The 23,111-nt window shown below is 45.8% G+C and carries 20 protein-coding genes and 1 pseudogene; 13 read left to right on the top strand and 8 right to left on the bottom strand.

Annotated elements, in window-relative coordinates:
• The first annotated feature begins 196 nt into the window (after positions 1-196).
• The gene (locus tag IM515_RS02310; protein ID WP_002768514.1) at positions 197-1,138 is read left to right on the top strand and encodes a hypothetical protein; all 942 of its coding nucleotides are present in this window, start codon (positions 197-199) and stop codon (positions 1,136-1,138) included.
• A 39-nt stretch (positions 1,139-1,177) separates the two neighbouring features.
• On the opposite strand, the gene IM515_RS02305 is transcribed toward IM515_RS02310, so the two are convergent.
• Positions 1,178-2,119: a TIGR04168 family protein gene (locus tag IM515_RS02305; protein WP_287629192.1), complete on the bottom strand. Its 942-nt coding sequence runs from the start codon at positions 2,117-2,119 to the stop codon at positions 1,178-1,180.
• A gap of 405 nt (positions 2,120-2,524) precedes the next feature.
• Here IM515_RS02305 and IM515_RS02300 point away from each other — a divergent pair, with 405 nt between their 5' ends.
• Positions 2,525-2,722 (top strand): hypothetical protein, encoded by a 198-nt coding sequence (locus tag IM515_RS02300; RefSeq protein ID WP_002768518.1) that lies wholly within the window; start codon positions 2,525-2,527, stop codon positions 2,720-2,722.
• Between the two features lies 1 nt (position 2,723).
• Here IM515_RS02300 and IM515_RS02295 read toward each other — a convergent pair whose 3' ends face one another.
• Positions 2,724-3,890: a cysteine desulfurase family protein gene (locus tag IM515_RS02295; RefSeq protein ID WP_002789428.1), complete on the bottom strand. Its 1,167-nt coding sequence runs from the start codon at positions 3,888-3,890 to the stop codon at positions 2,724-2,726.
• A gap of 863 nt (positions 3,891-4,753) precedes the next feature.
• Between IM515_RS02295 and IM515_RS02290 the strand changes: the two genes are divergently transcribed.
• The 4 genes from IM515_RS02290 (at position 4,754) to IM515_RS02275 (ending at position 10,354) form a co-directional block, all read left to right on the top strand.
• A complete protein-coding gene (locus IM515_RS02290; protein ID WP_287629191.1) occupies positions 4,754-6,076 on the top strand; it encodes a CmpA/NrtA family ABC transporter substrate-binding protein in 1,323 nt (440 codons plus the stop codon).
• A 104-nt stretch (positions 6,077-6,180) separates the two neighbouring features.
• On the top strand, positions 6,181-7,008 hold the full coding sequence (gene ntrB, locus IM515_RS02285) for a nitrate ABC transporter permease (protein WP_287629190.1): 828 nt from the start codon (positions 6,181-6,183) through the stop codon (positions 7,006-7,008).
• A 288-nt stretch (positions 7,009-7,296) separates the two neighbouring features.
• Positions 7,297-9,303 carry an ABC transporter ATP-binding/substrate-binding protein gene (locus IM515_RS02280; protein ID WP_287629189.1) on the top strand — a complete coding sequence of 669 codons (2,007 nt, stop codon included), beginning with the start codon at positions 7,297-7,299 and terminating at the stop codon, positions 9,301-9,303.
• Positions 9,304-9,349: 46 nt separating this feature from the next.
• The gene (locus IM515_RS02275) at positions 9,350-10,354 is read left to right on the top strand and encodes a nitrate ABC transporter ATP-binding protein (RefSeq protein WP_287629188.1); all 1,005 of its coding nucleotides are present in this window, start codon (positions 9,350-9,352) and stop codon (positions 10,352-10,354) included.
• A gap of 186 nt (positions 10,355-10,540) precedes the next feature.
• Here IM515_RS02275 and IM515_RS02270 read toward each other — a convergent pair whose 3' ends face one another.
• Positions 10,541-11,167, bottom strand: coding sequence for a DUF2301 domain-containing membrane protein (locus IM515_RS02270; protein WP_002768525.1), 627 nt, complete (start codon positions 11,165-11,167; stop codon positions 10,541-10,543).
• Between the two features lie 244 nt (positions 11,168-11,411).
• Between IM515_RS02270 and thiO the strand changes: the two genes are divergently transcribed.
• The gene (gene thiO / locus IM515_RS02265) at positions 11,412-13,343 is read left to right on the top strand and encodes a glycine oxidase ThiO (protein ID WP_287629187.1); all 1,932 of its coding nucleotides are present in this window, start codon (positions 11,412-11,414) and stop codon (positions 13,341-13,343) included.
• A 117-nt stretch (positions 13,344-13,460) separates the two neighbouring features.
• The gene (locus tag IM515_RS02260) at positions 13,461-13,850 is read left to right on the top strand and encodes a hypothetical protein (protein WP_287629186.1); all 390 of its coding nucleotides are present in this window, start codon (positions 13,461-13,463) and stop codon (positions 13,848-13,850) included.
• 54 nt (positions 13,851-13,904) lie between these two features.
• Here IM515_RS02260 and IM515_RS02255 read toward each other — a convergent pair whose 3' ends face one another.
• Positions 13,905-15,440 (bottom strand): TolC family protein, encoded by a 1,536-nt coding sequence (locus IM515_RS02255; RefSeq protein ID WP_287629185.1) that lies wholly within the window; start codon positions 15,438-15,440, stop codon positions 13,905-13,907.
• A gap of 201 nt (positions 15,441-15,641) precedes the next feature.
• Between IM515_RS02255 and IM515_RS02250 the strand changes: the two are divergent.
• Positions 15,642-15,809 (top strand): annotated as a pseudogene (locus IM515_RS02250) (helix-turn-helix domain-containing transcriptional regulator); the annotation flags it as partial.
• On the opposite strand, the gene ggt reads toward IM515_RS02250, so the two are convergent.
• Positions 15,810-17,354: a gamma-glutamyltransferase gene (gene ggt / locus IM515_RS02245; protein WP_287629184.1), complete on the bottom strand. Its 1,545-nt coding sequence runs from the start codon at positions 17,352-17,354 to the stop codon at positions 15,810-15,812.
• On the opposite strand from ggt, the gene IM515_RS02240 reads away from it, so the two are divergent.
• Positions 17,344-17,523 (top strand): hypothetical protein, encoded by a 180-nt coding sequence (locus IM515_RS02240; RefSeq protein WP_287697847.1) that lies wholly within the window; start codon positions 17,344-17,346, stop codon positions 17,521-17,523. The genes ggt and IM515_RS02240 overlap by 11 nt on opposite strands.
• A gap of 41 nt (positions 17,524-17,564) precedes the next feature.
• On the opposite strand, the gene lpxD is transcribed toward IM515_RS02240, so the two are convergent.
• Together lpxD and IM515_RS02230 are read right to left on the bottom strand one after the other, a co-directional pair.
• Positions 17,565-18,596 carry a UDP-3-O-(3-hydroxymyristoyl)glucosamine N-acyltransferase gene (gene lpxD / locus IM515_RS02235; RefSeq protein WP_287629183.1) on the bottom strand — a complete coding sequence of 344 codons (1,032 nt, stop codon included), beginning with the start codon at positions 18,594-18,596 and terminating at the stop codon, positions 17,565-17,567.
• Between the two features lie 191 nt (positions 18,597-18,787).
• On the bottom strand, positions 18,788-19,672 hold the full coding sequence (locus tag IM515_RS02230; RefSeq protein WP_287629182.1) for an all3515 family Zur-repressed PEP-CTERM protein: 885 nt from the start codon (positions 19,670-19,672) through the stop codon (positions 18,788-18,790).
• A gap of 310 nt (positions 19,673-19,982) precedes the next feature.
• On the opposite strand from IM515_RS02230, the gene IM515_RS02225 reads away from it, so the two are divergent.
• The 3 genes from IM515_RS02225 (at position 19,983) to plsY (ending at position 22,514) form a co-directional block, all read left to right on the top strand.
• Positions 19,983-21,008, top strand: coding sequence for an ABC transporter ATP-binding protein (locus IM515_RS02225; protein ID WP_271937775.1), 1,026 nt, complete (start codon positions 19,983-19,985; stop codon positions 21,006-21,008).
• Positions 21,009-21,092: 84 nt separating this feature from the next.
• Positions 21,093-21,788 carry a 3-oxoacyl-ACP reductase FabG gene (gene fabG / locus IM515_RS02220; RefSeq protein WP_002798601.1) on the top strand — a complete coding sequence of 232 codons (696 nt, stop codon included), beginning with the start codon at positions 21,093-21,095 and terminating at the stop codon, positions 21,786-21,788.
• 69 nt (positions 21,789-21,857) lie between these two features.
• The gene (plsY, locus tag IM515_RS02215; protein WP_002798600.1) at positions 21,858-22,514 is read left to right on the top strand and encodes a glycerol-3-phosphate 1-O-acyltransferase PlsY; all 657 of its coding nucleotides are present in this window, start codon (positions 21,858-21,860) and stop codon (positions 22,512-22,514) included.
• A 174-nt stretch (positions 22,515-22,688) separates the two neighbouring features.
• Here the strand turns inward: plsY and IM515_RS02210 are convergent, their stop codons facing one another.
• On the bottom strand, positions 22,689-23,000 hold the full coding sequence (locus tag IM515_RS02210) for a ribonuclease toxin HepT-like protein (RefSeq protein WP_287632721.1): 312 nt from the start codon (positions 22,998-23,000) through the stop codon (positions 22,689-22,691).
• Between the last annotated feature and the right edge of the window lie 111 nt (positions 23,001-23,111).

Raw genomic sequence — 23,111 nt, 5'->3', positions numbered from 1 at the left:
ACTCCCCCACTTCCCCACTTCCCCACTTCCCCACTTCCCCACTTCCCCACTTCCCCACTTCCCCACTTCCCCACTTCCCCACTTCCCCACTTCCCCACTTCCCGCTCTCCTACCTCTGCGCTTTTCTCTACTGTTTGAACAGGATTTGTATTACTTTAAGTTTTATTTTTTTCACTTGTCTATGAGTAATTTTTTTATGATTGCTGGCTTTATTCTATCAGCTTATGCAATCGTTGCCAACGATTCCCTACAAACTTTAGGTACTTTTTTAAGTGCCAATGAAGAACGTCCCTGGTGGATTTTATGGCTGTATTCCAGTATAATCTTAGCCTCGATTTTTATCGCTGGTTGGTACATTAATCAGGGAGATGTGGCTTATAATCGACTAGAAATGATTCCCTTCCCAGAAACTTTTACTTGGATTTATATCGTTCCTCCCCTAGCAATTTTAATTCTCACCACTTGGGGAATACCTGTGAGTACAACCTTTTTGGTTTTAACAGTTTTTGCTCCCCAATCTCTAGATGAAATGTTAATTAAATCCGCTTGGGGTTATGCTATTGCTGTTATAGTGGGGTTAGTAATCTATCGAATTATTTATCAATTAGAAAACTTTTTCCTAGAAACAGTTAATAAAGAACCTCAAAAAATCTGGGTAGTTTTACAGTGGTTATCCACCGGGTTTCTCTGGAGTCAATGGTTAATGCAAGATTTTGCTAATATTTTCGCCTATCTTCCCAGAAAGTTAGCAGCAACATGGTTAGTTTTATCTCTAACAGTTATGCTACTGCTGCAAACCATCATTTTTATTAATCATGGTGGTCAAATCGAGAAAATTGTCACTAGCAAAACTAACGCCCATGATCCGCGTTCTGCAACAATTATTAACTTAATTTATGGCTTAATTTTACTGTTTTTCGTTGGCTATAATCATATTCCCATGAGTACCACTTGGGTATTTTTAGGTTTATTAGGAGGTCGAGAAATTTCTCTGACTTTAACCAGAGAAAACCCTAATTTAGCCGCCACGGGTAAATTGGTTTTAGGGGATGCCTTGAAAGCTTTTATCGGTATGATTGTTAGTGTTGCTATCGCTCTTGCTTTACCTCTAATCGCTCAAAAACTTAACTATCTATAGGAAGTGGGGTGTGGGGTGTGGGGTGTGGGGAGATGTAACTTAAGAATAACAAGATTGGGGAGATAGGCGATCGATTGATGACCCGAAGTGATAAAGTTTTCTATTGCTGATAATCTCGAAATTATCGTTCAACCAGATTAAAGATGCTTCTGTGACTAGACCTTCTTCAAGAGTGACTAGGGAAAAATTGCGAGATTTACCCCTATCAGAGTGGAGAATGCGAGGAACACTAGCAGCATTCAGATAAACAGTTCCCATCTCGGAAGTGACCACGGGATTGCGTAAACGGGAAGTAGTATGACGGAGACGGTGGTGCATATGACCGAAACTGACGAGAGGAACCTGTTTTCCTAATAGCTGTGCTTGTGCGATGGCCGCTGCTAAATCTGGGTCCCCGTGGTCCCCTCCCAAAGGTCGCCAATCGCGACCACAGATAGCTTCCGCTTCCTTTCCCAGTCCAGCCGGACCATTGTGACCTAAAAAAATCAGGTTATTATAGGCAGTATCTTGAATATTAGCGATAATTTTGGCAGTAGATTCGGCAAAACTGCTGATATTATAGCGTTCTTGAAAAAATTCTCCATTTTTCCACTCGGAACCTCCCCAAGTAAAGGGACGACCCCCAACAATCGAAAGCTCTAAACTGGGTAGGTCTAGTTTTGAGTAACCCACATGAGCAACCCCTAATAATTCTAACTGGGCGGTGACACGATCTTCTTTATCGCGATCGTAGGGACATTTTTTTCGTCCCCAGGAGGTGGCACTATACCAAGCGTCGTGATTACCGAGAATAACGGCTTTTGGTAAGGACAAACTAGCAATCCGGCCGACAATTTCTAGGGATTCATTGCCAAAATCGCCGACAAATAGGGCTAAATCCACTTGTAAAGCTTCTAGTGCTAAATTATCTTCTATTTCCCATTGGTCGTGAACGTCACCGATGACGGCGATTTTATAGGTGCGAGGGAAAGAACTTACCATTACCAGTTATCAACTATCATTTACCAATAATGATCATAACTAGGATTGGCTGAAAAAGTACGGGCGAAGCATTCGGTTAGAAAATCTCCGGTTTCAGCGATAGGTTATTGCCCGAATGCTTCGCCCCTACAGGACGCGGGCCGATGAAGACGCAAGGTTTTGAACCACGATTCTCTCAAAATCTTGCATCTGTGGGAGCGAAACAGAACCCTAAAACCCTTACCTCGTCTATATTTCACATTTATTCAGCAAACCCTAACTAGGATTGGTAGTCGAAAACCGTGGGCAAGAAAGAGAGATTTTTTCTCAAATTACCAATGAAAAGGTAAAGATTTAAAACAAAGTTATCCACAGTCATCGGTTTGTTTGTAAATTTAGATACAGAATTATCAGGGTGATCTGTGTATGTCCTTACTACAATCTCGCACTACTGCCGTTGTTACCTGTCCCCAAGCGAATACATGGGTACAACTCAGAATGCTTCCCTCTCCATACAGCTTTGATGAAGCACTACTACTCTGTGAACAGGATCAGGGCCGTTGGGTGGCATGGATTCCCGATTTTGGCGAAATTATCTTGATTGAAGGGCAATTTGAGGCATAAACTAACTCTTGCTCACAATTAAAGCAGATAAACAGCGATCGATCACTTGTTTTAATACAAGCGCCGTCCAATCGATATCGGCTGCGCTGGTGTCCCTTCCCAGGGTTAAACGAATTCCCGCTAATGCTTCTCGATCGCTGTAGCCCATAGCTTTTAAAATTGGACTGGGGGAAAGTTTGCCACTATGACAGGCGGATCCGGAACTAATGCCGATTCCTGCTAAATTAAGCTGACGAACTAGCTGTTTTCCCGTGATGTGACTGTCATCGTCGGGACGGACAATAAAGCTGACGTGGTGGGGTAAACGATAGAATCGGTTCCCTGTGGGCAGCAGATAAGGATAATCGGCTAAGAGGTCAAATAATCGATCTCGCAGGGCTATTAAACGCATTTTTTCGCTAATTAAGTCTTTTTGGGCTAATTCGGCCGCTAAACCAAAAGATGCGATCGCTGGTACGGCTTGGGTTCCCGATCGCAGACCTTTTTCCTGACCACCGCCCCGCAGTAATGGTAAAATATCGACACCCGCTCTGATGTATAAAGCTCCCGATCCTTGCATTCCATAAATTTTATGGCTAGAAAGAGATAATAAATCTACGGGCAGTTTCCGCACATCAATATCGCATCTTGCCGCCACCTGCACCGCATCGGTGTGAAAAAGAACACCCCTTTCTCTGGCAATGCTGCCCAATTCTTCAATCGGTTGTAGGGTTCCCACCTCACTTTGTCCGTAAATAATGGAAATTAAGACCGTATCGCTTTGAATTGCGGCTTTTAGGTCTAAAGGATTAACTCTACCTTGACGATTGACGGGAAGACGAGTAATTTGCCAACCTTGCTGCTCTAATTGTTTACAGGGTTCAGCGATCGCCGAATGTTCCACACTAGAAATAATTATATGACGGGGGCGGTTATACTGTTGAGCAACCCCGATAATCGCTAAATTATCGGCTTCTGTGCCGCCAGAAGTAAAGATAATCTGGTCTGGATTGGCATTAATTAACCCTGCTACCTGTTCTCTGGCCATTTCGATGACTGTCGCCGTATCCTGTCCCCAACTGTGTAAACTGGAGGGATTGCCCCAATGATGCCGCAGAATAGTGGCAACCCGCTCGATCACTTGGGGATGAGTGGGGGTAGTGGCGCTATAGTCAAGATAAATTTGCATTATTTTACAATCTGAGAAATGAGAGTCCAGACAAGCAGCTATTCTCAGTTTAGCGGCTTAAGAGATTAGAAAACGGGTTTCTTTCTTGAAGAAACCCGCTTTCTTCAAGAAAGCGGGTTTCTTGATCACAAAAACAACCGGCATAACCATAGCAGTAATCCTAATCATCACGGTGCGCTCAACACTACCTTAGATGAATTGTTTAAGAAGTTAACACCCCAAAGGGTTGCTTCTCTGACGGGATTTCCCTTCATCCTTGATGCTCTATCTGCACTGAATACAATTTAATTTGGTATTCCAAAGCATAACAGAGATTGTCTCAAGCAGGTCGCATCGCTAATATTTGCGGGGATTTTTCAGTAATCGGTAAACATTAACCGGTAATCAGTGAACGGCAAACTCAAATGCGATAACTGAGTCAAGATGGCTAAAAACCCCCATCGCCCTACCATGCGTTTCAGACAAATTTTTATGCTCTTATTACATGGCTGACAGTATTTGGTAACAATCTATACTATCTTTCCCGTTGAAGACTGTAAATTTAAGTTAATTGCTTCGGTAATAACCCTGAAATAAAGTGATCTTTCTAGCTCAGATGACTAAAAACCGCCCCTATCTATCGACTCCTCAAAACTGTTATGCTTCCGGGAAAAATCTCTTAGACAAAAACTACTGCTAAATCTGTCTAGATGGAGAAGCAAAAGCGATCGAGAGATAAAAATAATTAAAGCCTCCTTACTGAATCAACAGTTACTTTCAAGAAATCTTCTCGGTTATAACCGCACAGTCAGTTGGGGGAAGTAATGAGAATTTTTCACCGTTTCATCACCTTTGTTTAGTTTCTAATCACGATTTTTTAGTCCATGAGTAAACTTTCCAGACGTAGATTTATCTTCACTGCCGGGGCAACTGCCGTAGGAACAGCAATTCTCCACGGTTGCACTACTCCCAATAATACCGCAACCAGTCCCTCCCCGGCCGGCAGTCCTGCCGCTTCCCCTGTTGCCAGTGGAGAAACTCCCGAAGTCACCACCGCTAAACTAGGTTTTATTGCCCTCACCGACGCTGCCCCCTTAATTATCGCCAAAGAAAAAGGTTTATTCGCTAAACACGGGATGCCCGATGTGCAAGTAATGAAACAAGCCTCTTGGGCTGCAACCCGGGATAACCTCGAATTAGGTTCGGCGGGTAACGGTATCGATGGGGCGCATATTTTATCCCCCATGCCCTACCTAATGACCTTGGGCAAAATCACCAAACAGCCCGTACCAATGTATATTCTGGCGCGTTTGAATACCAATGGTCAAGCGATTTCTGTGGCTAACGAATACATGGATCTAAAGGTTGCCCTCGATAGCGGTGTACTGAAAGAATCCTTCGCTAAAGCTAAATCTGCGGGCAAAGAAGTTAAAGCCGCCGTCACTTTCCCCGGTGGTACTCACGATCTCTGGATGCGCTATTGGTTAGCCGCCGGTGGCATCGATCCGAATAAAGACCTATCCCTAATTGTCGTGCCACCAGCACAAATGGTGGCTAACATGAAAGTCGGCACTATGCAAGCTTTCTGTGTGGGGGAACCTTGGAACGCCCAATTGGTTAACAAAAAACTCGGTTATTCGGCCCTGATTACCGGGGAACTTTGGAAAGATCACCCCGAAAAAGCCCTAACTATGCGCGCCGATTGGGTGGATAAAAATCCCAAAGCGGCAAAAGCTTTAACTATGGCTGTTCTGGAGGCGCAACAATGGTGCAATGATCCCGCTAATGTTAAGGAAATGTGCGAGATTATTTCAGGACGGGAATGGCTGAAAATTGACCCCGCCGATATCTTGGGAAGAATGCAGGGTAATATCGATTTCGGTGATGGTCGCAAAATCGAAAATAGCCCCGTAGCCATGAAATTCTGGGCTGATAACGCTTCCTATCCCTACAAGAGTCATGATACTTGGTTTGTGACTGAAGACATCCGTTGGGGCTATATTCCCGCCGATACGGACATCAAAGCTTTAGTCGATAAAGTTAACCGGGAAGATATCTGGAGAGAAGCCGCCACAGCCCTCAATGTTCCGGCTGATCAAATTCCCACCTCTACCTCTCGCGGTGTGGAAACTTTCTTTGATGGCGTGAAATTTGATCCCGAAAATCCCACCGCTTACCTGAAATCTCTCAAGATTACAAAGGTTTAAATCAGTGATCAGTGATCAGTTAAAGATGATTCTCTGCTAGCTGATAACTTAACCACTGATAACTTAACCACTGATAACTGATAACTGATAACTGATAACTGATTATGGCTGTTTCTATTTCTCGTCGTTCTCAAGGTCAAAAATGGGTAAAAGACCTGCAAAAAAAATTAACCAAACTAGCAACTTCGGCGATTGCTTTATTAATTTTCCTTCTCCTGTGGCAAATTCTCTGTTTTAGTCCCGATGCTCCCCTTCCTAGCCCCACTAAAGTGGTTAGCGAGACCTGGGAATTAATTATTAATCCCTTCTTCAATAATGGTGGCACGGATGTGGGGTTATTCTGGCAAATTTTTGCTAGTTTACAACGGGTGGCCGTCGGGTTTACCCTTGCCGCTATTGTTGGCATCGCTGCGGGTATTTTAATCGGTAGCAACGCCCTAATTTATGATGCGATCGATCCGATTTTCCAAATCCTGCGTACTGTTCCCCCCCTAGCTTGGCTACCCATCTCCCTAGCGGCTTTTCGCAATAACGAACCTAGTGCGATATTTGTAATTTTTATTACAGCAATTTGGCCAATTATTATTAATACAGCCGTGGGAGTACAACAGGTTCCCCAAGACTATAAAAACGTCTCTAGAGTGCTGAAGTTATCAAAAGTTGAATACTTTTTCAACATTCTTTTTCCCGCTACTGTTCCCTACGTTTTCACCGGATTAAGAATCGGTATCGGTTTATCTTGGTTGGCAATTGTAGCGGCAGAAATGCTGATCGGTGGCGTGGGAATTGGCTTCTTTATCTGGGATGCTTGGAATAGTTCCATGATCAGTGAAATTATCCTCGCCCTGATTTATGTGGGTATTGTTGGTTTCCTACTCGATCGCCTCATGGCCTACATCGCTAAATTAGTTGTACCCGAAGAAAATAAATAGGGTTTGCGGCAAAAAGTTTTTCGGTGGGGGCAGGGTGTGGGGAGCTTTTTAAGTAAACAGTAAACAGTAAACTAAAAACTCACATCTGATAACTGATAACTGATAACTGATAAGTAGGTGGGTGGAATTAAATATAAGATGAACGTAGGTTGGGTTGAAGTATGAAACCCAACGCCCGATTATGTTACGCTACCGCTAACCCATCCTACAAATAATTGTGCCTCCCTACTTAACTGATAACTGATAACCGATAACTGATAACCGATAACTGATAACTGATAACTGAAAATGTCTGCATTTATTGAAGTCGATCACATTGATAAGGTTTTCCCTCTGCCCGATGGCCGTCAATATATCGCCCTAAAAAATATCGATCTCAGCGTTACTAAAGGGGAATTTATCTCTTTAATCGGTCATTCCGGTTGCGGGAAATCCACCCTCTTAAATATGGTCGCTGGACTCGATCGCCCGACGGTGGGAGGGGTAATTTTAGAGGGAAAAGAAATTAAAGGTCCCGGTCCCGATCGCATGGTGGTCTTCCAGAATTATTCGCTGTTGCCCTGGTTAACCGTCCGGGAAAATATCGCCCTAGGAGTTAATCGCGTGCTGCGTCATCTGCCGGCTGCTGAACGCAAAAGTGTCATCGAACATAGTATCGATATGGTACACCTGCGCCATGCGGCCAACAAACGACCGGGAGAATTATCGGGAGGCATGAAACAACGGGTAGCGATCGCCCGCGCTTTAGCCCTACGGCCAAAAGTCCTGCTACTCGATGAACCCTTTGGGGCGCTGGATGCGTTAACCAGAGGCAATTTACAGGAACGTTTGATGGAAATCGTCGAAGAAAGCCACGTTACCTGTATCATGGTCACGCACGATGTGGATGAGGCGCTATTACTATCCGATCGAGTGGTGATGTTAACCACCGGTCCGGAGGCCCATATCGGTCAGATTCTCGATGTTCCCATTCCCCGGCCCCGACATCGTTTGGAAGTAGTTAATCACCCCAGTTACTACGCCCTCCGTAACGAGATCGTTTATTTCCTCAACCAACAGAAGCGATCGAAGAAAGTCGGTCAACCCACCGAACCGGTGACAGTGATTGGTCAAGCTACCAGACTGAAAACCAATCCCACCATCGGTTTTATCCCCCTCACCGATTGCGCCCCGATTATTATTGCCAAAGAGAAAGGTTTCTTCGCCGAGGAAGGATTAGAGGATGTTATCCTGCAACGAGAACCCAACTGGAAAGCACTCGCCCAAGGAGTGGCCACCGGTCGTCTCGATGCGGCCCAGATGGTGGCGGGAATGCCCCTCAGCATGACCATTGGCGCTGGCAATAAGCCCTCTGTCCCCGTCATTAGCGCTTTGGTACTCAGTCGCAACGGTAACGCCATCACCCTCAGCAATAAATACAGGGAATTGGGGGTAGAAAAACTGGAGGACTTAAAGGATGCCCTCCAGCAAAGTCCCGATAAAATCGCCACTTTCGGCATGGTTCACCCCGCCTCCATGCACAATCTGCTGTTACGCTACTGGTTAGCTAGTGGCGGCATCGATCCCGATAGTGATGTCAATTTAGCCGTAATTCCGCCGCCTCAGATGGTTTCCCTGCTAAAAGCGGGTAAGATCGACGGTTATTGTGTGGGGGAACCCTGGAACTCCTACGCCGTTCACGAAAAATTAGGCTACGTTATCGCTACCGATCTTGATATTTGGCCCGGACACCAGGAAAAAGTCCTCGGTGTCAAGGAAACTTGGGCGGCGAAACATCCTGAAACCCACATCGCCATGGTGAAAGCTTTAATTAAAGCCTGCGAATACTGCGATGATCAGCGTAATCGAGAAGAAATCGTTAATATTCTCAGTCAGTCCCAGTATGTGGGTGTGGATAGGGCAATTATTCGGCCCGGTTTCCTCGATGGTTATGATCGCGGTTTAGGAACTGCCCCCGAACCCCTATTCCGATTTAATCAGTTTTACGTCGATCAAGCTAACTGTCCAGGCCGGAGTGAGGCCCTATGGACCCTAACTCAGCTTGCTCGTTGGGGTTACGCGCCTTTCCCCCGCAACTGGGTAGAAGTGATTGAACGCGTCCGTCGTCCTGATCTGTTTGGTGAAGCTTGCCGGTCCCTGGGCCTTCCCGATTTGGAACCCAATCGCCACAGTTTTGCCCTCTTTGATCGTCTTATTTTCAATCCCGACGATCCGATCGGCTATCTGGAACGTTTTTCGATCCGTCGCGATTATCGCGTCTCGGAAGTTCTCCTCGATGATCCCGTCGCTAATTAATGGTTGTGGTGGGCAAAGCCCACCTTAAAATAAATCTAGGACGAATATGCAAACTTTTACCGATAAGACCGTGAATTCCAGCACCACCACCCAGCCTTTTTTATTAGTTAGTAATGTTGCCAAAGAATACCCCGACCCCTCCCCCGAAGGGGTTTACACCGTTTTAGACGGTGTGGAGCTGCAAGTCAATGAGGGGGAATTTGTCTGCATTATCGGTCACTCCGGCTGCGGTAAATCGACCCTTTTAAATATGGTGGCGGGGTTTTCTTCTCCTAGTCGTGGGCAAGTGCTGCTACAGGATAAAGAGGTTAAAGAACCGGGACCGGACCGGATGATGGTATTCCAAAATTATTCGCTTTTGCCCTGGAAAACTGCCTTTGAGAACGTTTATATCGGGGTTAATTCGGTTTATCCCCAAAAATCTCACGCTGAGAAGGTGAAGATTGTGGAAGAAAATCTATCCTTAGTGGGATTGACAGAAGCAGCCCAGAAAAAACCCCCCCAATTATCGGGAGGTATGAAACAACGGGTTGCGATCGCCCGCGCCCTGGCCATTCGTCCCCAAGTCCTCATCCTCGATGAACCTTTTGGGGCCTTAGATGCGATCACTAAAGAGGAATTACAGGAAGAATTGCTGAAAATCTGGCAAGAACACCAGTTAACCGTGTTGATGATTACCCACGATATCGATGAGGCTTTGTTCTTGTGCGATCGCTTGGTGATGATGACCAACGGCCCGAGCGCTAAAATCGGTGAGGTGTTAAAGATGCCTTTTGCTCGTCCCCGGGTTCGTTCCCAAATTACCGAGGATCCCCGTTACTACGAACTCCGCAATGAAGCTCTCGATTTCCTCTACAATCGTTTTGCCCATTCGGAGGATCCCAACGAGGATGCCCCCGAACAACCCCGCACAGAAAATCTCGTGGGTAAAATTGTTACTACTATTGGTGGCATAGCTTTACTCGCTTTTGTCGGTTTTAGTCTAATACAAATGTTCACTAGCAAGACTCCCAATACTGCTAATCCGGCCACCATAGAGGCCCCCAGATAAGTAACAGTTATCAGTTATCAGTTATCAGTTATCAGTTATCAGTTATCAGTTATCAGATGAACGTAGGTTGGGTTGAAGCATGAAACCCAACGCCCGCCTAGTTTACGCTACCGCTAACCCATCCTACAAATAATTGTGCATCCCTACTTAGTTGAGACTCCGAGACTCCGAGACAGTTATCAGTTATCAATGATTAAGATGTTCAAAGACCGATTTATCACCGATATCGTTGGGGAGAGGTTGGCTTAACTTTCTCAGAGCAAAGATAACGAATAAAGTTGCCCAGAGAATTAATAGCCCCTTCTCCCAATTTAAGGGCAATATCCCCAAAAGATGACCGAGTAAAAGGGTGGGAACTAGAGGGGTTAAAAACTTGGTTTCTAGACGATTAAAACAAAAAGCTTCTTTGAAATAAATCCCCGTGAGACTGGCAAAAATAAAGCCCACACCAAATAAACTCACCGGGTGGTTATAGACAAATTCTAGGGGAGAAAGCTGATAATAGAGGCTGAAAATTAGGGAAGTAATCGCCCCGATTAGCCAAAAAACTTGCAGGAGACGATGAAGGGGAATTAAATAAATATGGATAGTCAGTAAACTGATGCCTAACCCCAGACAAAAACCAATGTATAAAAGGTTAGTCAGGGGCAATAATTGCGGTCGGGTGAGAACTATAATTGTAGCGACAGCGAAACTAAAAGCCGCTAAATTTAAACCCAGACGGTAGAGACGCACACCTAGGCGATCGCTATCCGTAATCGTAAACTCTCCGAATTGACCTTGATAAACTCGATCGACAGCAGGGGAAGTCATAATGCTCTAAAGAAAAAGGGAAGCTTAGAAAAGATTGACTACAAATAATCTTAAGCTTGAATTATGCCCGTATCCTCACTTCTCCCCTCTCTCGGCTGACTAATTGCGAGTTTAGTAGTCAATAAAGCTAAAAATTATGATTAATTGGGATAAAAAAATATATATGTTATTTTACTACGTCTTTCTTGTTTTAACTTCTGATTCCTTGTCATTTCAGTAATTCTCTTTGGTGCCAGAGACTTTTATGAACTCAACTAGCGAAATTTTGATCGTGGGCGGTGGTATCATCGGATTAGCGATCGCCGTCGATTTGCAATTGCGGGGGGCAAAAGTTACCCTCCTAGTTCGAGATATAGCTCAGGCCGCTAGTCGTGCGGCTGCGGGAATGTTAGCCCCCCATGCGGAAGGGATTCCCCCGGGTCCGTTTCTCGATCTTTGTTTACAATCGCGCTGGTTATATCCAGAATGGAGCCGCAAAATCGAGGATTTAACGGGTATAAACAGCGGTTACTATCCCTGTGGTATTCTTGCTCCCGTTTACGAGCTAGATCAGCCCATTGATGCCAATACAGCTAATAAAATTTGGTTAGACAGCAATGCAGTTCACCTCTACCAACCCGGACTAGGTAAAGATGTGGTCGGTGGTTGGTGGTATCCCGACGATGGACAAGTGGACAATCGGCAGCTAGTGACTGCCCTGCAACAAGCGGCCGAAAATTTAGGGGTAGAAATTCGCCAAGGCATAGAAGTCCACGCCCTACAACAAAAGCAGGGAAAAGTCAAGAGTATTTATACCTCAATTGGGGAATTAGAAGCAAAAATTTACATTTTAGCGGCGGGATCCTGGGCCAGTCAACTTTTACCCCTCCCCATCCATCCCGTCAAAGGTCAAATGGCCTCGGTAAAAATGCCCCCTAACCAGACCTTAACTAGGGTTTTATTCGGTCCGCAAACCTATCTGGTTCCCCGTCGCAATGGTCGTTTAATTATCGGGGCCACTTCTGAAAAAGTCGCCTGGCAAACGGGTAATACACCCCAAGGACTACAAACCCTTTTTGCGCGTGCTACCCGTCTCTATCCCCCTTTAGCTGACTGGGAAATCGAGGAGATGTGGTGGGGATTCCGTCCGGGTACACCAGATGAATTACCTATTTTAGGCCGCAGTAGCTGTGATAACCTGATTTTAGCCACCGGTCACTATCGCAATGGCATTTTACTCGCTCCTGTCACTGCTTCCTTGATTGCTGACCTAGTGATTAATGACAAAGTTAATCCCATTTTGACCCATTTTAGCTGCGATCGCTTTAATCAACCATCCCCCGTTACTGTTCCACCTATGTCCTTAACTATCCTTGAGAATAAACCCCAAGCGCTTTTATCGCCCCAGAATGATCGCCTCACCATTGCCGGGAAAACCTTTCACTCCCGCTTGATGACTGGGACTGGCAAATATGCCAATCTGACGACTATGCAGGAAAGTATTAGTGCCAGTGAATGTCAGATTGTCACAGTTGCCGTTAGACGAGTACAAACGAACGCACCCGGTCATGAGGGATTAGCAGAGGCGATTGATTGGTCGAAAATCTGGATGTTACCCAACACTGCTGGTTGTCAAACGGCCGAAGAAGCGATTCGGGTGGCCCGTTTAGGGCGAGAAATGGCCAAATTATTGGGACAGGAAGACAATAACTTTATTAAACTCGAAGTTATTCCCGATCCTAAATATTTATTACCCGATCCGATCGGAACTTTGCAAGCGGCCGAACAATTAGTTAAAGAAGGTTTTGCCGTACTGCCCTATATTAACGCCGATCCTCTCTTAGCCAAACGTTTAGAGGAAGCTGGCTGCGCCACGGTTATGCCCCTAGGATCGCCGATTGGGTCGGGACAGGGGCTAAAAAATGAGGCAAATATCGCGATTATCATCGAATCAGCCCAAATTCCCGTGGTGGTCGATGCCGGGATCGGTACACCCTCAGAAGCGGCCCGGGCCATGGAAATGGGGGCCGATGCTTTATTAATTAACAGTGCGATCGCTATGGCGGTCAATCCGGCTATGATGGCCCAAGCCATGGCAATGGCGGCAAAAGCGGGACGTTTAGCCTATTTAGCGGGAAGAATGCCGATTAAGTCCTATGCTAGTCCTAGTTCCCCCCTGACGGGAACGATCGCCTAACCCAGTGATCTTAAGCTAGGAATGGGCTGTTTTCAGCGATCGTGGGCGAGGCCAGAAAAATTGACTAGAATAAAAGAGGCGGGATCATGATCGAGAGTCTGCCGGGCAATTACCGTCATGGCCGCCAATCCTGAGACTACATTTTTTGATCACCGAGGTATATTGGCGATGATCACTAAAAATTCTTTATTGTCAGGTTTGTTTCTGGGTCTGGGTTGGGTTTGCGTTAGCGGCAACCTAGTCGTGGCCCAATTGCCTATCAGTGAGCGTTGTTTAGCGGGGTATGAGTCCTGCGCTTACCAAAATTATCATCAGTACAATCACCAATGGAATTTTCGTACCAGTCCCCAAATCGAGCAGCGCCGACTGAACACGATCGAAAATCAATGCGGTAGCATTAATTCCTCTCGTTGTAATAATCTGCGTCCGCAGGTGCAAGAGCTACAGGAAACTCCCACCCTGCAGCAATTGCGGGAACAACAGATTAGAATTATCCAAACTCGTTAAAATAGGGGAGATTTGGCTATCTCCCCCCACACCACACCTCGATAAATCCCACAATTAACGCACTTCAAACAAACGATTATCCGGTAAATTACTAATCGCTCGCTGGAGACTATTCAAGGATCTATTGTAATCGACGATCGCCTGTAGATAACGGCTTCTGGCATCGGTTAAATCCCGTTGGGAGTTGATCACATCCGTTTGGGTTCCCACACCCGCCTGAAAGCGTAAACGGGCTAATCGAAGACTTTCCGTGGCCGATTCAATGCTTTTTTGCGAAGTTTTAATGTTTTCTTGGTTAGAAATCAAACTATAGTAGGATTCCTCCACCTGAAGGCGAATTTCATTGCGACGGAGGGAGAATTCCGTATCGGCGCGATCGATGTTTCTTTCCGCTTGACGGGCGCGAGCAAAAGCACGACCACCATCAAAGAAAGTCCAACGAATCCGGCCGCCGACGCTAAAACCATCGCCAAAACCGGCATCATCACTGAGATCGTTAAGAACATTATACTCGCCCAAAAGGTCCACTTGGGGAATCACCGCCGAAATGGCGATCGAGCGGTCTTCTGCGCTAATTTCCCGTTGTAAGAGTTGTTGTTCTAATTCCGCGCGATTTTTATAGGCCAAAACGATACTATCATCAAGACTTAAGCCCCAAGTTCCCGCCTCGCGAATCTCATCGGCAGCGGTTAACTCGATGTGCTGACCGACACTCAATATCTGTGCCAGTCGCCGTCGGGAAATACGCTGGGTAGAAATCGCCCGGGTTAAGTCTTGGTTAGCGTTAGCGAGGTCAACTTCCGCCTGTAGGACAGCAAATCGGGTTCCTAGTCCCGCTTGCTCCAATAATTGTGCATCCCGTAAACTTTGACTAGCATCTTCGATCGCAGCTTGGGCGATCGCTACCTGAGCATCACCCCTCTGCAATTCATAATAGGCATCGGTGGCATCAAAACGAGTTTGTTCCGAGACCCGTTCCACCTCTAATTCCCGTTGCCGGATCACTTTTTGGGCCCTTTTGATCTGGGCTGTCCGTTCACCCCCTGTATAAACCCCATAGACGATGCTAACACTACCCTGAAGGTTGGTACTATCTTCAGGTGTAGTGGCTGGGATTCCCTGTTGACGAGCCAACTCATTCTGTCTTTGGGCAACTGCCGATTGATCTTGAGTGAGACTGGTTTCCGCCGAGGCCGTGGGTAATAAGGCCGCCTGTTGTTCCTTTAATTGGGCGCGAGCGATTTCTAAATCGACCCGGGCTGTCTGTAAGGTCTGATTATTTTTTAAAGCTAATTCGATCGCTTGATTTAAGGTGATCGGTTGTACTACCCTAATTCCCACCTCATCTGGTTTGGTGGGAAAAATTAGGGGATTGCCACTAGGATTAAGATAATTAGGGGCTTTGGGATCCGCTTCCGTGGTTGCCGGTGCCGCCGATGGACCGGGTAATTGAGAAACTGGATTGGCAGTAGGTCGGGGTTTCTTCAATAAATCGGCAGCGGACTGAGTTTGTGCCTTAACCGAGGATTCAGCCAAGAAAATCAACCCAAGCACCGCACTCACGGTAATACCATAACGCAAGAGCAACATGAGTATCTCGAAAGTAAACAGTAAACGATAAGAAGTAAACAAGCTCACACCACTATGTTGGCCGATTACTAATTACCGATAGTAACACGGGAGCATGAAAGCCACCGTCTTTTAAGCACCGGCTACAATCAGATTCGATTGATTTGGAACGAGACATCAAAACGGCATTAGATTTAGCCCAATACTGATAGGAGGTTCTCTATGGCTACAATTCAGACTTATCCTTGGGATGCAGCAGATCATTTGAAAACAAAAGAAGATATCGCTGCTTATCTGGAAGCTGCCCTCGAAGAGGGCGATCCTAGCTTAGTAGTGGCAGCATTAGGCGATATTACTCGTGAGACGGGTTTGGGACGGGAGAGTCTTTACCTAAAAATCCCCCATCACTAAGCCTACTCCCTCCCGACGCGGATCGCCCGTAGCGGTTAACTCCCCCCAATCATTCACTGCCACGCCATGCACACCCCCAAAAAACATATTTTGTTCTTGCCACCGGGATACTTGAGTATTTGCGGGTAAAACCAGATTTTCGAGCAGATTTTCCCGATCTTCTAGGGGTTCAATCCCTAATTGTTGATTTTCCCAATGTATGCGCGAGGCAGCGATCGCATCGGGTAGAGATTGCCGAAAATCGATTAAATTGCTAATAACCTGTAAAATAGCGGTGCGAATGCGATTGGAACCCCCAGAACCGAGAACAAATCGCGGCTTTCCTTCCTCTAAAATCATCGTCGGCGACATCATTGAGGATAAACGACGATCAACGGGCCAATTGTGAAAACCAAAGGGATTTAAGTCCGCTTCTCCGATCATATTATTGAGCATAATTCCCGTCCCCGGCACGGTATAAGCTGATCCTTCGCCGTTGGAAAAGGTGGCACTGGCGGCATTACCTTCCCCATCGATAACGCTAATATGGGTGGTACTGCCCCATTTATTGGGATATTTGCCTAAAAATTCTGGTGAGAGGAACTTATCTTCGATTCCCTCCTGATGGATAAAATTATCGTAGCCTTGGGCCCGCGCTTGATTGGTTAAGGCCATCACTTCGGTTAAAATTTGCAGATGTTTGGCTCCTAGAGGCTCTAAAGCCGATAAATTGACTGTTTCTAGTAATTTTAGGGCAAAAGCCAGGAGAATTCCTCCAGAACTAGGAGGCGGATTAGTCAGGATTTCGTAACCTCGATATTGGGTTTTTAGGGGTTTTCTCTCAAGGACTTGGTAATGACTTAAATCCTCTAGGGTAAGATAACCGCCCTCCTGCATATCCTTGGCAATTTGGTGGGCGATTTCTCCCTCATAAAAGTCTTTTACGCCTTTTTTGCTTAATTCCTCTAAGGTGTTGGCAAAATCCCTCATCACACAGCGATCGCCAGCTTGGAGGAGTTTTCCTTGGGGAGCATAGACTTTTAAACCCTCTCTATCTTTGAGCAGGATCGAAGATAGTAAACCCAGGCAAAAGCCGTTATATTGGCTCAAAATGTAGCCTTGTCGAGCATATTCGATCGCTGGCTCCGCTACCACGGCAAAGGGCAGTTTTCCCAGTTTTTTCTGCACTGTTTCCAATCCCCGTAACGCCCCGGTCGTAGCGATCGCACCTCGGCCAATGTGAAAATCTTGACTAGCACCACCAAAATTGATCGCCACTGGGTAAAAGTCGATATTTGTCAAGGGTTTTTTATATTTTGGAGTTTGACAAAAAAAATCAAAAAGGGTATTGACTTTTTCTTTGGTATGTGCTAGTAAAAAACCGCCGCCCCCCGCCGAAGCGAGGGTGAATTCGACCACGAAAGCCGCTAAAATCGAGCCAACTATCCCATCGAAGGCATTTCCGCCCATTTCTAAGATTAATTGTCCAGCTTCGGCAGTTTTTGGATGTCCTGCGCCAATAGCGCCCTTGCTTTTGCGAGTCACTTTGATTCAGTTATCAGTTATCAGTTATCAGTTATCAGTTATCAGTTATCAGTTATCAGTTATCAGTGGGGAAGTGGGGAAGTGGGGAAGTGGGGAAGTGGGGAAGTGGGGAAGTGGGGAAGTGGGGAAGTGGGGAAGTGGGGAAGTGGGGAGAAGGGAGAATAAATAAAAATAATCTCCTGACTCCTGACTACTGACTCCTGAATAGGGCTATTTTTTTAATTGCTTAACCGCTTGATAGATTTCGGGTAAACGCTTGTAAGCAGCTGCTACCTTGAGAAATAACTTATGCGGCATAGCGGGAGAGCCAGAAACCACTTCTCCTGCTCCGATATCGTTGTGAATGCCAGTTTGGGCTGTTGCGATCGCACCATCCCCGATCACGGCTTGATTGGCAATGCCCACCTGTCCTGCTAAAATAACGCGATTGCCCAATTTTACGCCTCCTGCCATGCCCACCTGTCCTGCTAGGGCGCAAGCTTGGCCAATTTGGCAATTATGGGCAATATGGACGAGATTATCGATCTTAGTCTGGCTACCGATGCGGGTTTCTCCCACTGCCGGACGATCCACGGCACTATTACAGCCAATTTCTACGCCATCTTCTAAGACCACGATACCCGATTGTTCCATCTTAAACCAGCCTTCGGGAACCGGCACAAAACCGAAGCCCTCGGCACCAATAACAGCGCCACTGTGGATAACGCAATCATTGCCGATTTCTACCCGTTCATGGATAGTACAGTTAGCGTGGAGAATTGTGCGATCACCAATATGCACCCCGGGGTAAATAACGGCGTTAGGATGAATGCACACCCCATCACCGAGGGTGACATTCGCTTCCACCACAGCATGGGCTCCGATGGCGACTTTATGGCCGATTTTAGCCGATGGATGCACCACGGCGGTGGCGTGAATGTAGGGTTGGGGCTGAAAGGGTTGATAGAATAATTTGATGGCGTGGGCGAATAAAAGTCGGGGATTGGCACTAGCTAACCAAGGGATGCCGCGTTCGTCGGCCTGTTGTTGTAAATTGGCATCCAGGGGCAGAATTAGGGCAGTAGCCTCAGTTTTGGCGACAAAGGCAGCAAATTTTCCCCCTTCGATATAGCTAATCGTATCGACTAGGGCGGTTTCGATGGGAGTTATGGCTTTAATTTCGGGATTTCTGTCGGGATAGGCAGTTAAACTGTGAGCAGAGACTAAAGGGCTTAATTTTTGGGCAATTTCACTAAATTTCATAAATATATATTGCGATCGAGATAGGGCTTATCCTAGGATAGTTTAAAACTATACTGATAATCTTGTCGTTATTATAGTCAAAAAAGTTGCCAGTTTTTTAGGGAATAATCCCTGTTTTCCATTTCAACAAAGCCGATCTCGATCTAGAGCGGTTTTGGAGATAAGTTGGCTCTCTCCAAAACTGATTTAGTTTAGTTTTTATTCCTCGATCGAGTTAATAAAATTGACCCGAACAGTATTAAGGCGATCAAAGTTGATGGTTCGGGAACTGTTTGAAAATCTAGGTTGAAAATTCCTGACTCTCCCCAAGAAAGACTAAGATCTACCAGCTTAAAACTGGCTGAATATTTTCCCAGTCGAGAGGCAAGAAACTTCGGTAAAAAGGAGAAGTTATCACCAGTACCGATCGCATAGATATCTCCAGCATTAGCTAAAATTGTCTCTCCTAAAGAGTTAGCTACTGTTAATCCATCACTAATCTCTAACAGTTGTAAGGATAGGTTGGCATTACCTAACGACCGATTCCACCGTCCCCCAGAACTGTTAAAAAGAGCTTGTTCTGCCAAGTCAGAGGAATTATTAATAGTTGCCACTGATTGCATCAGTAGATTGCTATATTCCTCCCCAGTGGCAGCACTAACAAAACTATTCTGAAAAATTCCTTTTCCTGCAATTAAGGAGAGAGGAGGCAATCCTGTAGAAGTCTCAGGAATGCGATTATTGCTGTTAGTGGGATTAACTACCGGATTACTAGACGATCCAGAATAACTGTAAGTGCCGATACCGTGAAAATGAGGGTTTCCCTCTCGGTGAGCAACCAGAAGAGTTAACCGGTTATAGTTAGGATTGGCTAATCCCTCATAGATGCCCCGAGTTAAGGTGATTTGATTATCCACCCCGATATAAAATTCGGGCAAACTCTGACCAATGGCAGGCTCTTCAGCTTTAGCCACCGTTACCAGGGCAAAAGAAAGCGATAAAATGAAGCTAACGGCGATAAATGGAGATGTAGGGCTTTTTTCGCGGATTTTCTTCCCAGCACAAACTAATCCTACCCTAGAGACCTGTAGAACCATGATTTCTCTCGTTAATTAGAATGATAATCATTATCACTTTAGCAAAAAACCCTTGTTCCGATTCACTTTTGCCAATAAAGTTAATTTAAGTTAACGTGAACAATACTGTCGGAATAACTTGCCCGTGCCAACAGGCAACGGTGGAACAGCAGCAGGTTCTCTGGGGATGAGGCCAAATCCCGTCAAAGTTTATCTTGATCGGAAAAGATCAACAAGGCTGTGTTAGGTTTTGCAGTGGGGAATCTGGGTTAAAATAGACCGAGAAAGTTAACAAAAAAATTGTCTCGCTCAAGTGGGCGAAAATCAGCTTATGACCCTTGCGGTGGCGATCAAAAACTTAAAAAAATCCTACGGTCAGACAGCAGCGGTTAAAGATATATCCTTTACCGTGGCAGCGGCAGAAATCTTCGGTTTACTAGGTCCCAATGGTGCGGGGAAAACCACCACGATTCGCTGTCTTTGCACCCTTGCTAAACCCGATGGCGGCAAAATCGAGGTGGGGGGTGTCGATGCCCTGAATAACCCCAAATCCGCCCGTAAACGCCTGGGTTACGTTGCCCAAGAAGTCGCCCTCGATAAAATGCTCACGGGCCGGGAACTGTTGCAACTACAAGCGGCTCTCTATCACATTCCCGCTCAAAAGTCAAGAGATCGAATTAAAGAATTAATAAATCTTTTAGGATTAGAGGAATACGCCGATAAAAAAACGGGGACCTATTCCGGCGGCATCAAAAAACGGCTGGATTTAGCGGCGGGATTACTGCATCAGCCGGAAGTTTTGGTACTGGATGAACCGACTGTGGGACTCGATATCGAAAGTCGTTTGATTGTCTGGGATTTTCTGCGACAATTGCGGGCAGCTGGAACCAGTGTATTAATTACCAGCCATTATCTCGAAGAAATCGACGCTTTGGCCGATAACTTGGCAATTATCGACAATGGTATCGTCATCGCTCGCGGTACCCCCTCACAACTGAAGGAGCAACTGGGCGGCGATCGCATTACCCTAAAAGTGCGGGAATTTTCCCCAGAGGAAGAAGCTTTCCAAGCGAAAGAATTATTATCCCGTCTGCCTTTTGTCGAGGAAGTAATCGTTAATACCGCCCAGGGTAACTCCCTGAATCTTATCGTCACGGCCAATAGCAATCCTTTAAGCAAAATTGAACAAACCCTAGCCGAATCAGGATTACCCGTGTTTAGCATGGCCCAATCCCGTCCTAGTCTCGATGATGTCTATCTGGCGGCCACCGGACGCACCCTGATGGATGCGGAAATTGCCGCCGCCAGCAGTCGCGACCTCAAGGCGGAGAAAAAACAAGCGATGAAGGAATCCTAGTCCGGCGAGAAAGGCTGTAATATTGCCCAATTGCCCGGTTAAATCATCTATCTCAATGGAGCGATCGATTATATATCAATCATTATGAAAGATAAACGGGTATTGCTGACCGGCGGTACGGGAGGACTGGGTTTAGGAGTCACTCCGGCGGTTTTACACCATGGCGGTCATCTAACCATGACCTATCGGGAGGAAAGGGAGGTAGGTCGTCTGAAATCTCGGCTGAGTGCGGCGGAATTTGAGCGTATTCGCTTTGTCAGGGTGGATTTAACCCAAGAAACTGCCGTGGCTAGATTAATTGATGATCTCGGTCGGGTCGATGTCTTAATTCATCTAGTCGGGGGTTTTACCATGGGGGCGACGGAGGAGTTTAGCTATGAAGATTGGCTAAAAATGTTCGATTTAAACCTCCATAGCACTTTTTTACTGTGTAAACACTGTTTACGCTCGATGAAACTTCATAATTATGGTCGTATCGTCACTATCGGTTCTCGTGGTGCCGTACAACCGGGGGCAAATTTGGCCGCCTATTGTGCCTCGAAAGCGGCGGTAGTGGCTTTAACCCAAGCGATCGCAGAAGAAACCAAACAGACTAATATTACCGCTAACGTGGTTTTGCCCAGCATTATCGACACTCCGGGCAACCGGGAAGCGATGGGAGAGGCAAATGCCAAGGACTGGGTAAGTCCCCAATCTCTAGCCGAGGTGATCTGTTTTCTGGCAGGGGAAGGGGCGAAAGACTTGCGCGGGGCGGCAATTCCCGTCTATGGTTCCCTGTGAGTGGTTTTTTGTCTTCGGGCTGATACACTGATAACGGCGCTCGCTCTTGCTAAAAATTGGGGTTAATTTATGCTTATTCCGATTCTTATCAGTCTTACTATCTTACTTTTATCCTATCTGCTCGGTTCGATTCCCACGGGTTATTTAATCGGTAAATACAGCAAAGGTATCGATATTCGTGACTATGGTTCCGGTTCCACTGGGGCCACCAATGTGTTGAGAACTCTGGGAAAAACTGCCGGGGCGACGGTGTTATTAATTGATATGTTAAAGGGAATGGTGGCGGTGGCCCTGGTACGAGGACTATATTTTATTGATGTCAATCCTCTCCCAGAAAGTTGGTATTATTGGTTAATTATCGGGGCAGCATTGGGTGCAGTCATCGGTCATAGTAAATCGATTTTCTTGAATTTTAGTGGTGGTAAATCCGTCGCCACCAGTTTAGGGGTTTTATTAGTGATGAATCCCCTAGTGGCTTGCGTAACTTTGGCGAGTTTTTTAGTTATTCTGGCACTTTTCCGGATTGTTTCTTTAGGTTCGATTATCGGGGCGCTGGTGGTGAATATTTTAATGGTTGTTTTGGGTCAACCTCTCCCCTATATTTTATTTAGTTTGATGGGGGGAATCTATGTGATTGTTCGTCATCAGGGTAATATTAAAAGATTGTTGGCAGGGACGGAACCAAAAATAGGTCAGAAAGTACAGCAATCATCGGAAGTAAGTTAATAACTTTCTCAAGTCAGAATAACCACTGTGAAATGAAGTTGACGGCTCATGAATAGGCTAAGACGCATTTTAACCGCCTATCCTTAGATTAGCTAAATCTCCCCCCGACGTCGGGTAGGGTTGGGGGGGTGTTGCCTCTTTCCCCATCTCAACAAGCAATCTTGTCTTTGAGGTTTAATTAAGACTGTCTGCTGTGGTTTTTAACCAAAGGATAAAACTATTAATATCTTCTTGGACTTGTAGCCATGTATTATAATAGTTATTAACCAGATTTTCTAGTTTTTGTTTTTCCAATTCAAAACCGTAGATATTGCGAACAACGTGCCGAAAGCTTAGGTATTCATTAAGTTTATGTACTGTATCTTCTCGTAATACAGCAGGACGATAATCTTGAGGTTTGCTCATACGATTTAATAGCCTTCTATGCCAGTCATAACTAGATGGTAAGCCACCATTTAACCCACATTCCGCACCCCAAACTGTCACAGAGGTAAATTACGTAGAGAAAAAACCAAAGTGAGCATAAAAATAAACATAGAGAGTGAAAAAAGGCATTTAAAAAACAGTAAATCACTAAAGATGTCATCAAACCTTATT

This window comes from Microcystis sp. M44BS1, assembly GCF_020244875.1.
Taxonomy (GTDB): Bacteria; Cyanobacteriota; Cyanobacteriia; order Cyanobacteriales; family Microcystaceae; genus Microcystis; species Microcystis panniformis.
This window is presented reverse-complemented; position numbering and strand designations above follow the sequence as displayed.